Genomic DNA, 20,896 nt, shown 5'->3' on the forward strand with positions numbered 1-20,896 from the left:
TCAGGCAGTCTTACTTATAATAGCGTGCTGAAACGATCCTCACTGGCTTGCCTGAACGCATTAATTTCATCATTGATACGCTGGCGTTGCTCGACGCTCAGCGTCTGCATTTCCAGCAACATTTGACGGCGCGCGATTTGCCGTTCAAACAAATAAGCCGTTCTTTCTTTTAAAAGCGTATCATCGATGCCCCTTCGGCTCTCGAATTTCTTTTTTATGCTGTCTTCAATTTGCACTGTCTCATCGATATTATCCAGCATACTTTCAATTTCCGTTTGCACTTCAGAACTGACCAGCAAGCCTGGGGTTTGCTCAACCATGTAATCAAAAAGCGCTCTGTTTGCAACGTATGCTGCCCCAACTGTCACTGCTTCGTAGTGCTCTGGGCCGTAGCCCAAATGTGTCATTAACAGTGCGGCGGTATCAGGATTTCTCAATTGCATCACTGCAATAATACTTCGTTCAACAGTCTGGTAACTTCCCATATCGATAAACTTTTGCATCTGAGCCGGTGTCATATCACTATCAAAAGCCATCGCTATGAACATGGGAGTCTCGATACCTGCCTCTGTCAGTGGTACATTCACCGCCACAATGCCGTTCTCAATAAGCTGGAAAATAATTGTAGTAATATCTTCCCCGTTTTGGATAAGCTTCATGAATAGCTCAAACACTTCTTCATCGTTCATCTGCTGGAAGTTTTCAAATTCAGCCAGAATATCGGCCGATATCGAGGATGTTTCCATGGTATGAGGGGTATCGGTATTACTGTCAGCATCAGTGTCGCTTGCCACCAAGACAGGCCTTGCCGGATCAGGGAGTGGCGCAGGCTGTAGCTTCAGCGATGCGGAAGACGACGTGGGAGCAGGCGCATCAGACTTTTCGTAACTTGCATTTAAAATGAGCAATATAACGAAAAGCGCGGCGCTGAGGATGAAGTACTTAACCACAAGATTATCCTTTTTCTGTGGAAATAATGAACGAACCTACCACCACTACAGCCTCGTTACAACAAATGCCCGTTGATGTAATTACTACCTATTTTGGTATTCAGGCTTAGATGGCGTTTCAGGAAGCTTTTTTACAATGCTTGAAATGACACCCCCAGGCCAGCGCGCGCCCCGCCAATACGCAACCGAAGTCAGGCGCTCCTGCGCCAGCCTTACCAGAAGCAACACTGATTAGAAAATTAATCAGTAAAATGCATGCGCTGATCGCCGGGGCAAGAAGATAACTCACTTTACTGAAATAGGTTTGTCTGAAGGTTGTAGTAAATTTGTGACCATGAACCAGACTGGTACCCGCCACACTCATGCAGTAGCCGATGTTTAACAGCATGTAGGCGATAAATGAAAACACCACCTGGATAATGCATACCGTTAACTCACTCATATCCTCTCTCTTTTAAACCCACTACGCGCTCATTCAATTGTCTTTACTCCTCGCAATTTCGCAAACAATGCTCAATAACAGTTGCCACGCTATCACTCAAACGAAGAAAATTCATACGATTAGATTAAGAATACGTTGAAGCGGCCGATATTTGATATACCCGCCCGTCATGAGTACCAGAACGTTGCGTATTACATTGCTCACATTGCTGCTGACATTATTTAGCGTAAACTCGGCCGCCAGTTTGCTGAGTGAGGCGCTGACCGCGCGATACAATGAGCAGGAGCGCATCAGTTTTCTGGCCGGTGATGAAGAGCATGTCGCTCTTAGCTTTCCGCCTACCATTACGTTAAAGCGCGGTGTTGCCATAGTGTTAGCCGAAGCGGGCTATCAGGGTCTGACGCTTCAATCAGGCAGTGCACTGGCTCAGCCCTTGCGCCGGTGGGGCTGGCACGTTGTAGTGGTTCCGGTGGTGCTGGAACCACAGACAGAATCAGCCGCCGAGCCTGCAGCATCTACGGCATACACTGATGATACCGGCCGCTGGCTACATGCAGATACTTTCCAGAGCAATCTGTCACTCATCACCTCAGGTATCTTTAATCAGTTTGCTGATGAGCCGGGCTACAAAATTGTTGTCAGTCAGGGGATGACGGCAGCACAGCTGTTAAACCTGAATGCACAGGAAAAAGTGTCCGCCCCGGATGCCATTGTTGTCATAGCGCCATTCTGGCCGGAAATGTCTCAAAACCAGCAAGTCGCCAACTGGATTGCCGATACCACCGTGCCGGTGCTGGACATCGCTGGCGGGCTGGCGAATCACTGGTCGGCGAAGACAATGTTACAGCGTAATAATCACGCTCAGGCTGGTTTGAAAATGCATTATCGACAACGTCAGTTATCAGAATCAGCGGCCGGTACGTCAGGTATTCACGGCCATACCTCACCGTTTATCACCCGACTAAGTAAAGAAATTTACGGCTGGACACGTTATTTGGGCTGGTAAACGGGACAGTTCGCGGAAAATCCTCTTCCATTTCAATGCCCTGTTTGTTCTACTTATCAGCAATGGTAAATAATGAAATTCGCACTATAATTGAAAAATTATAACGATATTACCGGCAACGGTTCAGTGAAAGTTAATAACTTTATTAGCGAGAAGTCTCAGCAACTGTGCTATTACCTGCGCGGCTACTGGGGAAATCTCATTGCCTATTCGGAACTGGAATTGTTCTTCTGGGATGTGCTGGAAGAATGGAGCCAGGTCGAGTATAGCCTTGAGCAACCCTATAGCAGTCAGGAGCGGGTATTCTGGCATCTGCTTCACCAGATTCATTACTGGGATGCTCAGAAAATCATGCTGGACGATGATCTTATCGCAGAGCTGCAGCGCTGTGCGTGTTTTCTTGAAGGGACAGGCCGTTGTCCTATAGACTGTGTGGGTATTCGCCCATAAACTAAGGCGCGTGCTTCGCTGTCTGCCTCGCCACCTGCAAACATTCGCAGTCAGGCTGTAGATGTAATTCTGTCTCATAGCGTCAATCATTCATGCCATTACCAGCTTTTATAAACGCGTACCGCGACAGGCGTCTGCTGAGTATTTTTTTATTCGGTATTTCCAGCGGCTTCCCTTTTGTCATGATTGGTTCGGTCATGTCGGCCTGGCTGTCTGATGAAGGGCTCTCCCGCTCCAGTATTGGCCTGTTTGGCATCATCTTTAACGTCTACGCGTTCAACTTTTTGTGGTCCCCCCTGCTTGACCGTATCAAACCGCCTGCGCTGGGCCAGCGCCGGGGCTGGATCCTGGCGATGCAACTTGCCATCATTACCTGTTGCCTGGTGATGTCCAGACTGGATGTCGCCAGTGAGCTTTTCACCATGGCCCTGCTGGGGTTACTCATCGCGATATTCTCATCCACCCAGGATATTGCCATTGATGCATATCGCATCGACATTATCCAGGATGACGAAAAAGACAAGTTATCTGCCGGCTCTTCACTGGCCACGGCCGGCTGGTGGACAGGGTATGGCGGGCTGGGCGCGCTGCCATTTGTGATGGCTGATTTGCCGGGCTGGGACTGGTCTACTATCTATCTGGTTCTGGCCGCTATCATGGCTGTAATAAGCATTTTCACCTTACTGGCTAAAGAGCCTGATATCGACCGGGAGTTTATTGCCCGTCAGGCCTACAAACGGTATGAAGATGCCACCGGCGGGCAGCAGGGGCACAGTGCCATCTTTGCCTGGCTTGGTGTCACACTTATCGAGCCGTTTCGCGAGTTTTTCCAGCGCAGTGGTGTCAGGCTAGCCCTGTCCATTTTGCTGTTCATCTTTTTGTTTAAGTTGGGCGAGGCCTTTCTGGGACGAATGAGTATCGTCTTTTACAAAGAGGTCGGCTTTACCAATACGGATATTGGTTATTACTCTAAGCTTCTTAACTGGTGGGTGACCATCGTGTTTTCCATCATCGGCGGCATGATGAATATACGTTATGGTATTTATCGCGGGCTGTTGATTGCCGGGATCGCGATGGCCAGCAGTAATCTGATGTTTGCCTGGATTGCTGAAGTCGGCCCCAATAAAACATTGTTTGCTGCTACCATTATCGTCGATGGTTTTACCTCAGCCTGGAGCACTGTGGCCATGGTGGCCTTTATCAGTCTGATGTGTAATCGCGCCTTCTCGGCATCGCAATATGCCCTGATGGCATCGCTTAGCGTTGCGGGTAAAAATACGCTGGCTGCCGGAAGCGGCTGGATTGTGGATACGATGAACGGGAACTGGAGCCTGTTTTTCATTTTAACCGCGCTCATGGTTATTCCCGGGTTACTGTTTCTGCGCAGCCTTAAGCACGATATTGCCCGGGCAGAAAAAGCCAGCGCCTGATTATCATCAGGTGCCGGTTTTCACCATTTCAGTTGTTTTCACGCAGGCACGGTTACGCCCCTGCGTTTTTGCGTCGTACAGTGCCATATCAGCCTGCTCCAGCCAGACCATCGCACTGCGATAGGAGGCATCAAAGGGAGCCAGCCCCAGGCTCACAGTAAAGGTAATTTCGGTGTCTTCGTGACACACTTTGGTTTGCTGTGCACAGTCGCGAATACGTTCAGCCACCAGTGCGGCTTTTTCGCTATCTGCGTCGGTCAGAATAACGACAAACTCTTCGCCGCCATACCGCCCGGCTAAATCGGTTTCACGCACCGTGTCGCGGATGATTTCAGCCAGTGCCTGGATCACCTTATCGCCTGCCTGATGCCCATAGGTATCATTGACCTGCTTAAAATGATCGATATCCAGCATCATCGCCGTGACGGGCTTGTCGCGCCGACGCGCCAGTTTAAATGTATTATCGAATCGCTCCTGCCAGTAGCGCCGGTTATACAAACCCGTCAGGCCGTCAACGCGACTCATGTATTTGAGCTCTTCGTTTAATCGTTCAACCCGCAGTTTACCTAAAGCCTGTGCAGTCACATCGTATACCATCATACACATACGTTCGACGCTGCCGTTGGTGGAGGTCAGCGGGAACATGGTGACATTCTGGAACATACTGGCTGAATCGGAGGTGATAGGACGATTGCTTCCGAAGCGAAACAAATAGGGGCGCTGTTCCCAGATAAGAAATACCGGGGTTTTTAAATTGAAAACCGGTTCAGCTTTGGCGCGAAGCCATGCTTCATCAATTTCTTTAAAGTGTGAAAACAGCGGCTTACCGCAAATCTGACTGGGCAGTATATCGGAGTGATTTTCCATAAACTGGTTCCAGACCTCAACATTGAAGTCTCTGTCCAGCACTACAATGCCCACTTCCAGTGAGCTGAGCAATTCGTGCTGCCAGTGAAGCTGAGCGATTTCCCCCGGATTCATATCGCCTCCTCTTCTAAATCCACCAGACGCGTATAAATTTTTTCCATCGCATCATCGGGGAACAATAACAGCAAGTCAAAACTGATATCGTGACGCTTGATAGCGTAGGCTATTTCCACCGCCATGACTTTACTCCAGCGCGAAATATTATCACTGAGTAAAACTTCCAGTCCTCTGTCGCGCCCCAACAAAATGGGCTGGGTGTGGCTGAAATTTACATTAAGCTGGTCAGACAATGCATTGAGGCAGGCACCAATAAGAATATTAGAGACATCCATCAGCGCTTCTAATGACAACTGATTAGTGTGCTCACTGCCCTCGCCTTTAAACGAATAGCCTAGCATCTCTGCCATACTGCGCGTATTTGTATCGTTAAAGATAACCAGCGCTTCGCCCTTAATACCAGCGCTGACAAAGCCTTTTGATACTGCAGAAACCCGCTCATTGCGATTGATCTCGGCAATGGCCATATGCAGCTCGTTACTTTCAATCAGATTAACATTAGGGATGGGCAAATCCACAAATTCACCCAACAGTCGCGCCAGGCTTTCTCCGGCTCTGCCCATCGCCACATTTACCAGTTCGCGATAGATATCGAGCTTATCTGATGACTGCCCCTGTCTGGCGCTCACTGACTGTTTGCGCCCTGACGCATCGGCATCACCATTGTAAATACCGTACTGGCTAAGCAGCGACATCAGTTTTGAATTATCGATGGGCTTGCGAATAAATTCCAGTGCACCCAGGCCAAGCATACGTTCTCTGGCTTCAGGCTGAACATCGCCGGATACCACGATAACCAGACACGGCAAATCATCCTGACGGATGGCTTTCATGGTCTGATAGCCATCCATGACCGGCATGTTCAGATCCAAAAACATGACATCGCCTTTTCCCTGACGAATAAGCGATAACGCTTCTTCTCCGTTACCGGCAAAGGTTATATCAACATCCCATCCATCCGGAATTGATCGGGCTAGCTGCCTGCGGGCGAAGCCAGAATCATCACAAATCAGAACAGGTGTTGTCATGCTGATCCTTATATGGCCACCGGCGCTTTAATGTGAGGATGCGCCTGATAATTTTCTAACGTGAAGTCATCGAAACTAAACCCGAAGATGTCTTTGACCTCAGGGTTTATTCGCATTGTGGGACGGGGGTATGGTGTTCTGGCCAGTTGCGTGTCTGCCTGCTCCAAATGATTAACATACAAATGCGCATCACCCAGGGTATGAATAAAATCGCCCGGCTCCAGGTCGCACACCTGCGCCACCATCATGGTCAACAATGCGTAACTGGCGATGTTAAAGGGCACGCCTAAAAAGATATCACCGCTGCGCTGATAGAGCTGGCAAGACAGCCGCCCTTTCAGCACATAAAACTGAAAAAGGGTATGGCAGGGTGGTAATGCCTGACGCTGCTGCGCAGCGTTTTCTTTTGGACTGATTGACGTGTCAGGCAAAACAGCCGGATTCCAGGCACTGACAATTAAACGACGAGAATCAGGGTTCGTTTTGATTTGCTCAATAACCTGCGCAATCTGATCAATGGTGCCGCCATCAGGCGTTGGCCAGCTGCGCCACTGCGCCCCATAAACCGGACCTAACTCACCCTCATCGGTGGCCCACTCATCCCAGATTGAAACGCCATTTTCTTTAAGGTAGCGAATGTTCGTTTCGCCTTTCAAAAACCATAACAGTTCATGAATAATCGAGCGAAGATGGCACTTCTTTGTTGTGACCAGCGGAAAGCCTTCACGCAAATCAAAACGCATCTGATGGCCAAATACACTTAGCGTGCCCGTGCCGGTGCGGTCTTCTTTTTTCACGCCGTTGTCACGAACGTGCTGCATTAACGACAGATACTCTTTCATCTTATTTTTGCTTCTGCTTAGTCGTTGAAACGCCAGGGGCCTTTCGGTAAGCCCCTACCATCAGCCAGATTCCCAGTGCAATCATCGGAATACACAGCAACTGCCCCTGACTCAAACCGACATCATACAAGCCCAGATGCGCGTCGGGCTGACGGAAATACTCGACAAAGAAACGAAACGCGCCATACCCCAGCAGGAACAATCCACTGACGGCGCCAGTCGGTCTGGGCTTTGCAGAGTACAACCAGAGTATGATAAACAGCACAACGCCTTCAAGCGCGAATTCATACAATTGCGATGGATGACGGGGAACATTGCCGGCATTGGGAAAAATAATCGCCCAGGGCACATCGGTGGTTCGCCCCCACAGTTCTGCATTAAGAAAGTTGCCTATCCGACCTGCCCCTAGTCCGATGGGAACCAATGGCGCGATAAAATCGCCCACCTCGAGAAATTTTGCATTCATTCGCCTGGCCTGCCATGCCAGTGCCGCCAGCACACCAAGCAGTCCGCCATGGAATGACATTCCCCCGGCCCAAATTTTAAACAGGTAGAGCGGGTTCGCCAGAAACATGTCGAACTGATAAAACAAGACATAACCAATTCGCCCACCCAGAATCACGCCAACAAATCCCCAAAACAGCAGATCTGCCAGTTGCTCTTTACTCCAGCTGGTTTGCTCAAGACGTTTGTGCGCCAGTAAATAAGCGGCGACAAACCCCACCAGATACATCAGCCCATACCAACGAACATGTAGTGGTCCCAAACTAAAAATAATGGGATCGATGTTCGGGAAAACCAGATAACTGCTTTCTGCCATGATTTACTCTATTCCTACGATCATGCGAATACTGACCAGCACCAATAAGCCAGCCAATATCTTCTTCAAAACTTTTGTGTCCATTCTCTGCCCGAGCCGTGCACCAATGCCCGCGGTAAAAATGGAGGTGGTCACAATACCGAAAGTTGCGGGTAAATACACGTACCCTATCGCACCGGATGGCAGTGTCAGCTCCTTCATGCCGGCAATAATAAAACTGGCACTACCGAATATGGCAATAATGAGCCCGCTGACAGCAGCACAGCCGATGGCCTGACGAATATTAACCTGAAACCAGACCAGTGCCGGCACCAGTAACGCACCGCCACCAATGCCCATCAGGGCACTGATAAAACCGGTTACACCACCCACCATGCCCAGCATTTTATTTGTTGCCGTATGCTTAGAGGCTTCGCGTTTTCCAAATACCATTTGCAGCGCAATCAGCATAACCAGTACGGCAAAAATGTTTTTCAGCAGATGCCCGGATATGTGACTGGCAAACTGCGCGCCCAGTGTGGCACCAATGGCAATCCCGATGCCCGCATAAAATACAAGTTTCTTATCGATATTTCCTAACCGGTAGTGGGCGGCTGCCGATGACATACCGGTGAAAATGATGGTGGATAAGGACGTGGCAATGGCCATTGGCATGACCAGATCGGTATCAAGGTGTAAAAAATGGACCAGCAAATAAGACAGGGCGGGCACGATAATCACACCACCGCCTATCCCCAGCATACCTGCCAGCAGACCGACCACCAGGCCAATGCCCAGACAAAAACTAAAGATGATATAGACAGGTTCCATGCCTTGTTCCACGCAAGCGCAATCACAAACTGTGATAACGGGAAAGAAAAATTCGCGGCTAGCCTACCATAAAAATCCGGGGGTTTCGTGTACTGCGTAAAAGGTCACGAGCCGGCGCGGATGAGGCCACCCAGGCCTTTTTGCTCAAGATAGTCGTTGATGTGGGAATATACGTCCTGATGCGTATGCGCCGTAAGGGCACAGGACAGGAGGTTTTTGCTCTCCTGCAAGTTCACATTTCTGACCACCCAGTTAATTTTGCGTAGGTTGTGTGCATTCATGCTCAGCCGGCGATACCCCATCCCCATCAACAAAATAGCGCCGCCAGGTTCGCCAGCAATCTCACCACACACAGTAACCGGAATCTGATTAGCGTCGGCCTGGCGAACAATGTCATACAGCGCGCTTAGCACAGCCGGATGATAGCTGTTGTAAAGCCCGGCTACGCGCGTATTGTTTCTGTCCACAGCCAACAAGTATTGGGTTAAATCATTACTGCCTACAGAAAAGAAATCGACATGCTTTGCCAGTTGCGGCAGCTGATAAAGCACCGAGGGCACTTCCAGCATAACGCCAATCTTTGGCTTAACCAGCAATTGTCCGGTTTCAATGGCTTCTTCGCGCACCTCAAAAAAAGCCTGTTCTATCAGTCGTGTTGCTTCCTGAACCTCATTGACTGAAGAAATCATTGGCAGCATGATTTGCAGATTCTTCAGACCGAGACTGGCTTTTAGCATCGCCCGGATTTGTACCAAAAAGATTTCAGGGTGATCCAGCGTCAACCGCACGCCACGCCAGCCCAGAAATGGGTTTTCCTCATTAATTGGAAAATAGGGCAACGGTTTATCACCGCCGACATCCAGTGTTCGCATGGTAACCTGCTGTTCGGGTACGCAGTGCAGCACTTCACTGTAAAGCTTGATTTGTTCTTTTTCTGACGGAAAGCTTTCGCGCAGCATGAAGGGAATTTCAGTGCGATAAAGCCCGATGCCATTACCGCGGCTGCGTGCCACCGTTTCTATCTCAACCGACAATCCCGCATTGATAAGCAGAGACATCCGGCACCCGTCCTGTGTTTCACACGCCTTGTCAGCTTCAGCATCAATGCGTTCTGATAACAGATTTTCTTCTTCGATCAGTTGTGCAAAGCTTTGCCGAATCGGCTTGTCAGGGGAGATTAAGACTTCTCCAGAATAGCCATCCAACAGTATTTCTTTGTTTTCCAGCAAACTCGGAGAGACATTCTGACAGCCCATGACTGCCGGCACGCCCATGGCTCTGGCCAGAATTGCGGCGTGAGAGTTGTTCGACCCGCGGATTGAAATAATGCCCTTGAGGTATTCACGCGGAAATTCTGCCAGCATGGTGGCCGATACTTCCTCAGCGACCAAAATACTGTCTCGGGTTGCATTCGGCAATGCGTGGTCTTCACCCCGGGTCAGCTTGAGAATATTAACCAGAATGCGGTTAGACAGGTCGATGATATCAATGGCCCGCTCCTGCATATACGGGTCATCCATATTAGCAAAGCGCGCGGCATAATCTTCTACCACCATTTTAAGTGAAGAGCCGGCACACCACTTTTCCTGAATTTTTGCCTCAACTTCACGACCCAGACTATTGGCGTCCAGCAAGTGATGGTAAAGCTGAAAAATCGCTTTAACATCCTCAGGGATACTGTCTTCCAGGCTACCGGAAAGATCATCGACCTGTTCGCGGGTGATCTCTACGGCTTTGCGATAAATTTGCACCTCACGCTGCAAATCTTCGGCCCGCTTCACCACCAAACGTCGCAGATCCACTGTAGAATCGGTGGAAAAACCATGCCCGATTGCCAGTCCGGGGGAGCCTGCAATGCCCATCACTTTTTTCTGGCGGATACCAGAGGGAACGATGTCATTGTTACTCAGTGCGCCCCGGATCTCTGCGTTGGTAATTTCCAGCGCTAACTGAGCGGCCAGTGTAACCAGAAAGGCTTCTTCATCTTCACTGAAAAAGCGCATTTTAGCCTGCTGCATGGTAATAACACCCAGCACATTACGCTGGTGAATAATGGGCGTTCCCAGAAAGGCTTTATAGTTTTCTTCGTGAACTTCAGGATAGTGTTTGAAACGCGGGTGCTCGTGGGCATTTTGGATATTCAGCGGTTCTTCCCGCTGCCCCACCAGGCCAATCAGACCTTCAGAAAAGCCAATGCGAACCTGATCAACCGCATCAGGATGCAAGCCGTCAGTTGCTTTGAGAATAAATACCTGATTTTCATAATCGGCCAGATAAATCGAGCAGGAATCTACCTGCATGACCTGTTTGACGCGGCTAGCCACCCGAAACAACGCCTGATCAAGCGCAGGAATCTGACTCATTTCCTGAACAATGCGTTTGAGTGTGGTGAGCATACTGCCCTGGCTAGCCACTGTATCGGTCTCCTGTCTTACCCTCGTCGCCGTTTTCTATGGCGTTTACCATGACCTGGCTGCCCGGGCTTCCCCAACGGCGGCATTGCCACAGTGACAAATTCTTTCATAACCTTGCGATAAACATCGCGCTTGAATGACACCACATTTCTGACCGGGTACCAATAGCTAACCCAGCGCCAGTCATCAAATTCCGGATGACCGGATTTAAGCACATCGACATCGGCGTCAGCACAGGTTAATTGTAGCAAAAACCACTTTTGCTTCTGACCGATACACACGGGATTACTCCCCTGTCTTATCAGCCGTTTTGGCAGTTTATAGCGCAGCCAGTTTCGTGTTACTCCCAAGATAGTGACGTCTTTAGGCCGCAGCCCTACCTCTTCATGTAACTCCCTGTACATCGCTTGCTCTGCAGTTTCCCCTTCATCAATTCCGCCTTGTGGAAACTGCCATGAATGTTGACCATAACGTCTTGCCCAAAATACTTGTCCCATTTTGTTGCAAATCACTATGCCCACATTCGCACGGAATCCGTCGGCATCTATCACTTAGACTCCCGGGCACCTTAAATTTTTCTCTTAACTGCATTTGACCATAATATGCTGCCCATTCAAAGCATTAATCCTGCAAGGGTTTTTTGCCGCTCTGTGACGACCTTTTCTTTCGCAGTGCAGCATCGTACACTGCCCCTGATTAATAACAGAAAGGCAGACAGTGAAGCCCCCATCCACTCCCCCGACCAACATTGATGAGTTATTGCAGCGCTGTCAGCAGATTGCCGGTCTGTCGCTGGGTGAACTTGCCGGATTGGCCGCTATTCAGGTGCCGCAGAATTTACAGCGCCACAAAGGCTGGCAGGGCCAACTACTGGAGCTCTGGCTGGGCGCAACCGCGGGTTCAAAACCCCAACAAGACTTCCCTGACCTGGGTGTTGAGTTAAAAACCATCCCCATAGACAGGCGCTGGCAGCCGCTGGAAACCACGTATGTTTGTTATGCCCCGTTAATGAATCCGCCCGGCGTAACATGGCATACCAGTAATGTGAGAAACAAGCTGGCACAGGTATTATGGTTACCTGTTGAAGGCGACAGAGAAATTCCGGTCAGTGAGCGGCGCGTGGCAAACGGGTTTTTATGGACGCCTGGTGAAGATGAAGATGCGTTACTGCAAAAAGACTGGGAAGAACTGACTGAAATGATTGTGTTGGGCCATGTTGAAAAAATCACTGCCCGACATGGCAATGCCCTCCACCTTCGGCCCAAAGCGGCGGACGGCAGCGTACTGACTGACGCGCTTGGCCCCGAAGGCCAGCGCATAAAAACCCGCCCAAGAGGGTTTTACTTACGCAAAACCTTCACCCAGACCTTACTAATGCGAGCGTTCGGTTAATCTAGTCGTCCTGATGGCCGGGCTTCTCACCATGGGATGTTGACTGACTGGCTATGGCAAACTCACTGAAAGATTGCTTTTCCAGCAGTCGTGCTGCCAGGGCAAGCGTTGTGGCATCCACCTGCGCTTTTTCAGCCACCTCACTGATAGTCAGCGTGCGTATCGATGCAGCAGGATACCGACTGATTACGCGCCATGCCTGACTCAGAGCCCGGCGCATGTCATCCTGCCCGGCGGTAGCCTCTTCCATCATGTGATAATCCAACACACACGGCGATGTGCGTTGCGGTACAGTCAGTAAATAGAATATGGCCAGCATAACCGTCGCCACCACCAGATCCAGTCCGGTTTGCCAGGCTACAATATGCAGAAAACCAAATGTTACCGCCGTAACAAGCAAGATGCCTATCATGGTCAGTCCCACAGTGCTACCAAGCGCACCAGCCAGCCATTGCAGCCTGAATCTGGCGGGCGAGACAACCTGATCAGGCAAATGCTTGTGGTATTTTTGTACCAGCTCAGTCATCAGCAAACTGATAACCAATACCGCAAACCCGCTTACCATGGCGCTGACATAAACCGGCCAGAAATCCAGTGGATGACCCACTGGTGTGGTCTCTATAATCATGTGTTTTTCAGCCAGCCCGGAAAACGCAAAGGGAAGCTGTATCAGCATGCACAACAGTACAGGTATCCAGATCAGAAAACGGGTTCGCGAGCGTCTGGCGACTAACATAGGCTTCAGTGCACGATAATAGAGTGCCATCAACAATACCGGCACCCAGTCAGTAGCACCGTAAAATATCGTCAGTGGCCCGTTTGTCAGCGCAATCACTTCATCCAGCAGGCATAACGGCCACACCAGCATTGCTATGTCTAACCAGATTTTGCTGGTGATAGCGTGACGCCGCATTAAGTAAACAGTAACACTTGCCAGCCACAAGATGCCCAGCACGATAATGCTGTATAAAATCCATGGGTGTTTATCCGGCATCGTCATTCCCTCGCTTCAGACTACTACCGGCTTACCAGTAAATATCGCCCTGCATACCCACTTTTCGGGTACGCTCCATCACTTTAAGCAAATTCGCTTCTTTTTCAGTTATCCATTCTGCGATATCCCGCTGCTCCTGGGGATCAGCATCACCAATCATTGTCTTGAGCATCTGCAGGGCTTTTAATTCATCGATACCGGTCAGAATATCCAGCCAGGGGGCTCTGAATGCGTGGCGTTCGCCGCTGAATAAATCTGCCAGCAAAAAGCCGTTCCATAATGTTTGACGTAACACGACTTCAATGGCCACATAATTGGCTGCGGCCATAGGCTGGGCAGGAGACATACTTTGCTGCACTGTCTGCCAGCCCTGCGACAGCCAGCCACGAGCATGCTCAGTCACTGGCATCTGCGAGGTAGTCGACTCGTTCTGCCACGGTTTTTCGGTGAGCAGGCGGGTCACAGACAGTTTGATCGCGGTCGATTCGGTGGAGTGCATCAGCGTTTCAGGATCATGGGCGTGAATAAGGCCGGCTTTGCGTCCCTGCAGATAACTTTGCAATGAGGGGTAGCGGCTCAGACACTTATTGAACAGACTTTTTTTAGATACCACATGACGCAGACTTTGTAAGTCTTCCTGCCACGCCCACTGTGGGACATACGCCATCAACTGCTTGTGCAGTTCAAGCATTTGTGGGCACTGCAAGACAGGCAGGTAAAGCGATACCGCCTGCAACAGCAAGCGGATACTGACGGTTACCTCAGCCAATACTTTAGCCGAGCCGGTTTGCAGAAATAAATGTTCATGGTACTGCCAGTGTGACAGCGCCTGTTGTGCGGCGGCCATAAAGGCGGTTTGGGTTGACGCATCGTCAGGCAACGCGAGAAAGTCCGGCAAGGCAGACACCGCAGGAGATATACCATTTAGCAACTGATATCCCTGCGCCGCTTTAGATACATCGCTCACCCGCACAGGTAATATACTGTTAATGATATCAGCAATATCGAACAGAGGCGGTACCTCGCCCTCTTTCATTTCCAGCTCAACTTCATTTATTGCTGATCGCGCCTTGCTGGTAAATGCTTCACCCTCATCCAGTACCACTTCAACCTTACTGCCATTATGCGTAATATCAATAGCATGGCGCGTGAAGTGAGTGGAGAACTGCTGCTCCAGCGATTTATTCAGCGCTGACGCGTTCACACCTTTTGGCCAGACTTTTTTGTCAAATAAAGTCAGATCCGGGGTAGCCTCTTCCAGCGCAACATTGTACTCAGCCCGCTCGTGAAGTCCGCCACGCACTGCGCCCTGGGTTTTCAGCGTCTGTTCAAACTGGCCATTATTGCCCCGCACTCTGAACCCCATTTTGTGGGTCTGGAAATCGTGATCCGGTGTATCGTAATAGTCATTTTGCAGCGACATATGGTGCGGCGCGGACACGGTCATCCCTAATTGCTTTAATGCCGGGACCACTTTTTCCAGGAAGTCATTGAGTGTGTTGTGACGGGAAACAAATTTTAATTCAATTTCAGTCATGAAATACGATAGGGCAAGATGAGGATGACAAGTGTCAGTCACCTTACCCGCGAGACAGCCTTATGGCAATGGATAGTCTTTGTTTTTATCAAATTCCGCTTAACCTTCACGCACAGGCGCGTTAAAGTAAGCGATTAATCGTCCGGGGTAAGCGGCATGATGCTTGCCTCTAATTTTCACAGTCTCTAACATCCCTTGTTGGATCAATACGTTTACGGATACTTTATGTTTCGAAAGTGGCTCGCGCTGGTAATGGTCGCGTTTTCGTTCCAGGCATTTGGCCTGCAGGATACTCCGGACATGGAACCGTCCTCATCACATTATATTAAAGATGAACTGTATATTTTTATGCATTCCGGTGCAGGCAGAAACTATCGCATTTTAGGTAGCGTTGAAGCCGGTACACCCATCACAATTCTGGACAATAATCGTGATGCGGAATTCATGAAAATTAAAGAACACACAGAGGGCCGCACTGGCTGGGTGGAAAGCCGCTTTGTAACAGATGAAATGTCTCGTGCAGAGCAACTGCCTATTATCTCTCAGCGCTTGGCCGATAGTCAGGCCAGCTTACAGGGATTACAATCAGAAAACGGCCGTCTTAAGCAACAGCTTAGCAGTGCCAGACGTGAACTGAACGAGCTGAAAACACAAACTGATTCACAGGCCAGAGAAATCAAACAACTGTCTTCTACACTGGAAAACCAGGAAAAAGACGAGATGGTGAAGTGGTTTACCCGTGGCGGTATGGTAGCAGGTGCAGGCGTATTGCTTGGTGTCATCCTGACATTCCTGCCTAAAAAACGTGGCCGAAACAGCGAGTGGGTGTAGTTATCAGAAGTATAAAATGCGCATGATTGCGACATCTTCGTTGTGAAACTACTATCTCTTGTCGTGTAAAGTGTTGCTATAAACGCACACTTTTTATCATGCGATATCACGTTTTATATTCTGCTGTATAAAAAAACCCGGCGCTATGGCCGGGTTTCTTCTTTCTGTCTAAGGTGATGATTACTCATCTTCCTCCACCAATGTCATCAGTGAAGTATTCCCTCCTGATGCAGTGGTATCAATACTGATTGCCTTTTCTGTCACCAGACGCTGAATCAGATTGTCATTATACTCAGCGGTGATAACCGGAATGATTGCACCGCCTTCCCGTGATGCCAGCATCGCGGAAATCTGCGCAGTTCGTTCGGTTTGAGAATCAACCACAACCCCTGCCAGGTCTTCATCCATCAGCAGTGCGCCAAGATGTTCAAGTTTTGCTACCTGGAACACCCCTTTAGGTGCGCCAGTATCATTGAACTTCTTCTGGAACGCTTTGGCTTCTTCGTAAAACAAATCAGAAACCACAGACACAACAACGTTACCCGTAGCCAGTGCTGTTACAATCGACAATGTCCAGTATTCAAAGGTAACGCCTTTGTCAGCAAAACAAACCAGAATGCCGCGAGGTTCCAGATACAGCTTGTTAGATTCTCCCGTAGGTCCTGGTAATACTGTGGGCTTGGACATCTTTTTATCGACATCAATCAGCTGCTGACGACTGGTGGCAAGCGTGCGATTCAAGTCATCGGCCAGCTCATCCACAATGTCGACCTTGGCGATTTTTGCCAGCAACTGGCGTACCGCAGAGATACGATCATTAAGTGGTGTATGACGCCACTTGGCCTGAACTTCCAGCGCCTGATCCATCAGCTTCGCGGCTTTTTTCGAGGCACTATCATCACTGACCAGTTTCTCATCCAGGTGTTCCATATCGTCTACTTTAGATGGTTTCGGTGTTGCCCGCTCCATCATCAGACGCGGCAGATAGTTAGGACCACCTGCTTTTGGACCAGTACCTGATAGGCCACGACCACCAAACGGCTGCACGCCAACAATGGCACCAATCATATTTCGGTTGATATAAACGTTACCGGCGCGACTAAGCGCGGCAAGTTCATAGGCACGATCTTCGATGCGCGAGTGAATGCCCATTGTCAGACCATAACCAGTGCTGTTGATCTTATCTACCACACCTTCAATTTCATCGCCTTTGAAGCGAATGATATGAATAACAGGGCCGAAGGTTTCCTGTTCAAGGACATCAATGCCTTCAATTTCGTACAATGTTGGTGGATAGAATGTCGCGTTATCCACGCCTTCAGGTAACTTGCACTGATGCAGCAACTTACCGTGATCCTTCATGTACTCTTCGTGTTTGGTCAGGCTGTCCAGCGCTTTCTGGTCAATCACCGGGCCGACGTCAGTACGCAAATATAGTGGGTCACCGATGTGCAGTTCCTGCATCGCACCAATCAGCATCTCAGTCAGCTTGTCTGCAATATCTTCCTGCACATAAAGTACACGTAATGCAGAGCAGCGCTGACCGGCACTCTGGAAGCCCGAATGCACGATGTCATCAATGACCTGCTCAGGCAGCGCTGTCGAATCAACGATCATGCAGTTCTGACCACCTGTTTCGGCAATAAGCGGTACCTGCTCGCCGCCACGCGACGCCAGTGTCTGTGAAATCATGGTCCCGGTTTGCGTTGAACCGGTGAACATCACTGCTTTAATACGCTCATCAGGAAGCAGCGTTTCACCCACGCCTTTACCCGGGCAAATCAGCAATTGCAGTGCATCATCAGGTAAACCTACCGAGCGCATAATCTCAATACAACGGCGGGCAATAATACTGGTTTGCTCTGCTGGCTTGGCGATAACGGTATTACCGGTAACCAGCGCTGCAGCTAGCTGGCCGGTGAAAATCGCCAGAGGGAAGTTCCATGGAGAGATACACAATACCACACCACGTGGCACTAAACGCTGATCTTCATCCAGTTCACGGGCTCTTGCCGCATAATAGCGTAAGAAGTCGACGGCTTCACGCACCTCATCAATGCCATCCTGAGCCACTTTACCGGCTTCGCGGATACAGATTGCAATGAGTTCGCCCATGTGGCGTTCCAATGCGTAGGCGGTACGTTCTAAAATCTCGGCACGCTCTTCAACCGAGCGTTTTGCCCAGGATTCAAATCCGTCTGCAGTGATATCCAGCGCTTTGCGCATATCGTCTTCAGTGGCGTACTGGTGATAGCCAACAATATCGCTGTTATCAGCCGGGTTTCTTACTGCCGTACCGCCTTCAGGAATGTCGCTTTCCTGCATGGAATAAAATTTATTCCACTTATCCAGTTCGTGTGACAGTGCATTAACGGCAATATCGTCAGTAAGATCCAGACCATGTGAATTAAGGCGCTCATCACCATATAACTCACGAGGAAGCTTAATCTGATGATTATAACGATTCTTAAGGCGCTGAGTTTTCTCTACCGGATCTTCCAGCAATGACTCAACCGGTTTTTCATCATCTACAATTGCATTAACAAACGAAGAGTTAGCACCGTTTTCTAACAAGCGGCGAACCAGGTAGGCCAGCAGATCTTCATGATCGCCCACTGGCGCATAAACGCGGCACTGGATTTTATCTTCGCTGACTACCTGATCATAGAGGGTATCACCCATGCCATGGAGACATTGGAATTCGAATCCGTTTTTATCGCCGCCTGCCAATTCCAGAATAACTGAAGCCGTATAGGCGTTATGCGTGGCAAACTGAGGATACAGCGTATCGCGATAATCTAACAAACGGTTAGCACAGGCATGATAAGACACATCGGTTGAAGATTTGCGCGTAAAGACCGGGAAGGTATCAACCCCCGCTTGCTGACTGAGTTTAATTTCAGTGTCCCAGTAAGCACCTTTAACCAGACGTACCATCATCGTACGACCAGTATCTTCAGTCAGTTTGCGCAGCCAGTCGATAACGTGTAATCCACGCTTTTGATAAGCCTGAACGGCTACACCAAAACCGGTCCAGCCTTCCAGCTCTTCATCACGAAATACTTTTTCAATGATATCCAGAGAAACGTCAAGGCGGTCGGCTTCTTCCGCGTCCACGGTCAGCTTGATGTTATAGTCCTTTGCCAGCAAACACAGCGCCTTTAATTTCGGTGGAATTTCTTCCATTATCCTTTCACGCTGCAGGGGCTCGAAACGTGGATGCAGTGCAGACAATTTTACTGAAATACCGGGTGACTTCTTCGGACCGCGACCATCGCCCGCCTTTCCAATTACCTTGATGGCTTTTTCATAAGCATCATAAAAGCGTTCAGCATCTCTCATGGTCCGGGCAGCTTCACCCAGCATGTCGTAGGAATAAACGTAGCCTTTTTTCTCTTTCTCTTTAGCCCGCTCGACCGCATCTTCGATGGTTTCACCCATAACAAACTGACGGCCCATCACGCGCATCGCCAAGTTCATGGAGCGGCGAATAACCGGTTCTCCCAGACGACCCAAAGTGCGTTTAAGCAGACCAAACTGTTCGCTCTTGCGTTTATCTGCATAGTTCACCATGTTGCCTGTCAATAACAGGCCCCAGGCCGATGCGTTTACGAATAATGATTCTGAGTTGCCCAGGTGCGGAGTCCATTTACCTTGTGAAAGCTTATCGCGGATTAATGCATCCTGTGTTTCTTCATCTGGAACACGCAGGAGCGCTTCGGCCAGACACATTAATACGACACCTTCGGCCGTAGATAATGAGTATTCATTTAATAGCGCATCGATACCACCATGACCTTCCTGCTCACGGCGAATTTTAAGCACCATTTTACGGGCTCTTTCCCAGGCGCGTGAACGGGCACGGGGATTAACTTCGGCAATAGGAAGAATTTGATCGATAGCCACCGATTCGTCAATCCGGTAGTGATCGCGAATGCGCTGGCGAATAGAAGATAGGGTATTTAGGTCTTCGTTAGTTAGCATTGCTCGCCTTACTAGTAATAATGTTTAAAATTACAGCGTGTTCGCAAAGCACACCCTTCGATAAATTGCATACAATGCAAGCGAAATCGAATACGTCCACTTTTTGATCGCTTGTTGCCCTTTTAACTGCTGCGAGAAGGTAAGAGATCAGCTTCACCGCCCCATTTTGCGGATACTAGCATAAAAGGATTAGACGCCAACAACCCTTACACAAAAGGCATTAGCACAGGGGAGAGCACGTAAACTTTATACGGGTAAGTAACCTTTGGTTACTACAAATAATTGATGTTGAGATTTTTCACACCTGGCATTTCTACTTTTTTATTTTTAAAAATACGAAGGTTCTCAGTAGTTTCGTGGGTTCTGACCGCGTGTATATCCTAAAAGCGGTTTTCTCATGTCTGGTTGTAGTGGTTTTAATTGTGTAAATCTGAGCCAATTCGGTCACATCGTCTCATCATGTTGCCTGCTCCAAAAACGCTATTATCAGCGATGAAATACCAATATTTCAGGTCGAATAACTGTATTAACTTTTTAAAAATTTTTCTGTTCATACGGATTTTTGCGCTTATTGTTGGTATGTGTGCCGCGCCCATGTAAACTGGCACGATAAAGATGTACCGGTCAGGACATATCTGTCCCGGGCGATTACGGCTACGACGTTGCGCTGACAAATAACAGGTTATTACTGTGTTGAAGGAAAAATGGGTGCCTCTGGTATTACTGGTCCTGCTGGGTTTATTGCAGTATCGGTTGTGGCTTGGCAAAAACAGCATTGTCGATTACATGGCACTTAAAGAAGACGTGCAGCGTCAATCATTGCAAAACGCGAATCTTGAGCAGCGTAATGCCCTGCTTCAGGCAGACATCAGCGATCTTAAGATTGGTCTTGAGGCAATAGAAGAACGGGCCAGAAACGAACTGGGACTGATAAAAGAGGGGGAGACTTTCTACCGGATCCTCCCCGCAGAACAGCAGTAAC

Annotated in this window: 18 protein-coding genes; 6 read left to right on the forward strand and 12 right to left on the reverse strand. The window is 49.2% G+C overall.

Going from position 1 to position 20,896, the window contains the following annotated elements; translation table 11 throughout:
• Nucleotides 1-14: 14 nt before the first annotated feature.
• Both HHX48_RS09835 and HHX48_RS09840 read right to left on the reverse strand, forming a co-directional pair.
• Nucleotides 15-950: a hypothetical protein gene (locus HHX48_RS09835; RefSeq protein ID WP_191024633.1), complete on the reverse strand. Its 936-nt coding sequence runs from the start codon at nucleotides 948-950 to the stop codon at nucleotides 15-17.
• 118 nt (nucleotides 951-1,068) lie between these two features.
• A complete protein-coding gene (locus HHX48_RS09840) occupies nucleotides 1,069-1,392 on the reverse strand; it encodes a hypothetical protein (RefSeq protein WP_191024635.1) in 324 nt (107 codons plus the stop codon).
• Nucleotides 1,393-1,561: 169 nt separating this feature from the next.
• Between HHX48_RS09840 and HHX48_RS09845 the strand changes: the two genes are divergently transcribed.
• The 3 genes from HHX48_RS09845 (at nucleotide 1,562) to HHX48_RS09855 (ending at nucleotide 4,278) form a co-directional block, all read left to right on the forward strand.
• Nucleotides 1,562-2,398, forward strand: a complete 837-nt coding sequence (locus HHX48_RS09845) for a DUF3530 family protein (RefSeq protein ID WP_191024637.1) — start codon at nucleotides 1,562-1,564, stop codon at nucleotides 2,396-2,398.
• Nucleotides 2,399-2,488: 90 nt separating this feature from the next.
• Nucleotides 2,489-2,848 (forward strand): hypothetical protein, encoded by a 360-nt coding sequence (locus HHX48_RS09850; protein ID WP_223858236.1) that lies wholly within the window; start codon nucleotides 2,489-2,491, stop codon nucleotides 2,846-2,848.
• 92 nt (nucleotides 2,849-2,940) lie between these two features.
• On the forward strand, nucleotides 2,941-4,278 hold the full coding sequence (locus tag HHX48_RS09855) for an AmpG family muropeptide MFS transporter (protein ID WP_191024639.1): 1,338 nt from the start codon (nucleotides 2,941-2,943) through the stop codon (nucleotides 4,276-4,278).
• 6 nt (nucleotides 4,279-4,284) lie between these two features.
• Here the strand turns inward: HHX48_RS09855 and HHX48_RS09860 are convergent, their stop codons facing one another.
• The 7 genes from HHX48_RS09860 to rppH form a co-directional block, all read right to left on the reverse strand.
• A complete protein-coding gene (locus HHX48_RS09860) occupies nucleotides 4,285-5,259 on the reverse strand; it encodes a diguanylate cyclase (protein ID WP_191024641.1) in 975 nt (324 codons plus the stop codon).
• Nucleotides 5,256-6,290, reverse strand: a complete 1,035-nt coding sequence (locus HHX48_RS09865) for a response regulator (protein ID WP_191024643.1) — start codon at nucleotides 6,288-6,290, stop codon at nucleotides 5,256-5,258. The genes HHX48_RS09860 and HHX48_RS09865 overlap by 4 nt, the downstream gene beginning before the upstream one ends.
• Before the next feature lie 8 nt (nucleotides 6,291-6,298).
• The gene (locus HHX48_RS09870; protein WP_191024645.1) at nucleotides 6,299-7,132 is read right to left on the reverse strand and encodes a thymidylate synthase; all 834 of its coding nucleotides are present in this window, start codon (nucleotides 7,130-7,132) and stop codon (nucleotides 6,299-6,301) included.
• A 1-nt stretch (nucleotide 7,133) separates the two neighbouring features.
• A complete protein-coding gene (gene lgt, locus HHX48_RS09875) occupies nucleotides 7,134-7,952 on the reverse strand; it encodes a prolipoprotein diacylglyceryl transferase (protein ID WP_191024647.1) in 819 nt (272 codons plus the stop codon).
• Between the two features lie 3 nt (nucleotides 7,953-7,955).
• The gene (locus HHX48_RS09880) at nucleotides 7,956-8,762 is read right to left on the reverse strand and encodes a sulfite exporter TauE/SafE family protein (RefSeq protein WP_191024649.1); all 807 of its coding nucleotides are present in this window, start codon (nucleotides 8,760-8,762) and stop codon (nucleotides 7,956-7,958) included.
• Nucleotides 8,763-8,866: 104 nt separating this feature from the next.
• Entirely contained in the window at nucleotides 8,867-11,158 is a 2,292-nt protein-coding gene (gene ptsP, locus HHX48_RS09885; protein ID WP_191024728.1) for a phosphoenolpyruvate--protein phosphotransferase, read from the reverse strand.
• A gap of 35 nt (nucleotides 11,159-11,193) precedes the next feature.
• On the reverse strand, nucleotides 11,194-11,727 hold the full coding sequence (gene rppH, locus HHX48_RS09890; protein WP_191024651.1) for an RNA pyrophosphohydrolase: 534 nt from the start codon (nucleotides 11,725-11,727) through the stop codon (nucleotides 11,194-11,196).
• Between the two features lie 166 nt (nucleotides 11,728-11,893).
• On the opposite strand from rppH, the gene mutH reads away from it, so the two are divergent.
• Entirely contained in the window at nucleotides 11,894-12,568 is a 675-nt protein-coding gene (gene mutH / locus HHX48_RS09895; RefSeq protein WP_191024653.1) for a DNA mismatch repair endonuclease MutH, read from the forward strand.
• A gap of 1 nt (nucleotide 12,569) precedes the next feature.
• Here mutH and HHX48_RS09900 read toward each other — a convergent pair whose 3' ends face one another.
• Nucleotides 12,570-13,562 carry a hypothetical protein gene (locus HHX48_RS09900; RefSeq protein ID WP_191024655.1) on the reverse strand — a complete coding sequence of 331 codons (993 nt, stop codon included), beginning with the start codon at nucleotides 13,560-13,562 and terminating at the stop codon, nucleotides 12,570-12,572.
• A gap of 31 nt (nucleotides 13,563-13,593) precedes the next feature.
• Nucleotides 13,594-15,099 carry a CYTH domain-containing protein gene (locus HHX48_RS09905; protein ID WP_191024656.1) on the reverse strand — a complete coding sequence of 502 codons (1,506 nt, stop codon included), beginning with the start codon at nucleotides 15,097-15,099 and terminating at the stop codon, nucleotides 13,594-13,596.
• Nucleotides 15,100-15,324: 225 nt separating this feature from the next.
• Here HHX48_RS09905 and HHX48_RS09910 point away from each other — a divergent pair, with 225 nt between their 5' ends.
• On the forward strand, nucleotides 15,325-15,930 hold the full coding sequence (locus HHX48_RS09910) for a TIGR04211 family SH3 domain-containing protein (RefSeq protein WP_191024657.1): 606 nt from the start codon (nucleotides 15,325-15,327) through the stop codon (nucleotides 15,928-15,930).
• A 180-nt stretch (nucleotides 15,931-16,110) separates the two neighbouring features.
• Here HHX48_RS09910 and putA read toward each other — a convergent pair whose 3' ends face one another.
• Nucleotides 16,111-19,914, reverse strand: a complete 3,804-nt coding sequence (putA, locus tag HHX48_RS09915) for a bifunctional proline dehydrogenase/L-glutamate gamma-semialdehyde dehydrogenase PutA (protein ID WP_191024658.1) — start codon at nucleotides 19,912-19,914, stop codon at nucleotides 16,111-16,113.
• Nucleotides 19,915-20,604: 690 nt separating this feature from the next.
• Here putA and ftsB point away from each other — a divergent pair.
• Entirely contained in the window at nucleotides 20,605-20,895 is a 291-nt protein-coding gene (ftsB, locus tag HHX48_RS09920) for a cell division protein FtsB (RefSeq protein WP_191024659.1), read from the forward strand.
• Nucleotide 20,896: the final 1 nt, after the last annotated feature.

This window comes from Salinimonas profundi, assembly GCF_014750655.1.
GTDB classification, from domain to species: domain Bacteria; phylum Pseudomonadota; class Gammaproteobacteria; order Enterobacterales; family Alteromonadaceae; genus Alteromonas; species Alteromonas profundi_A.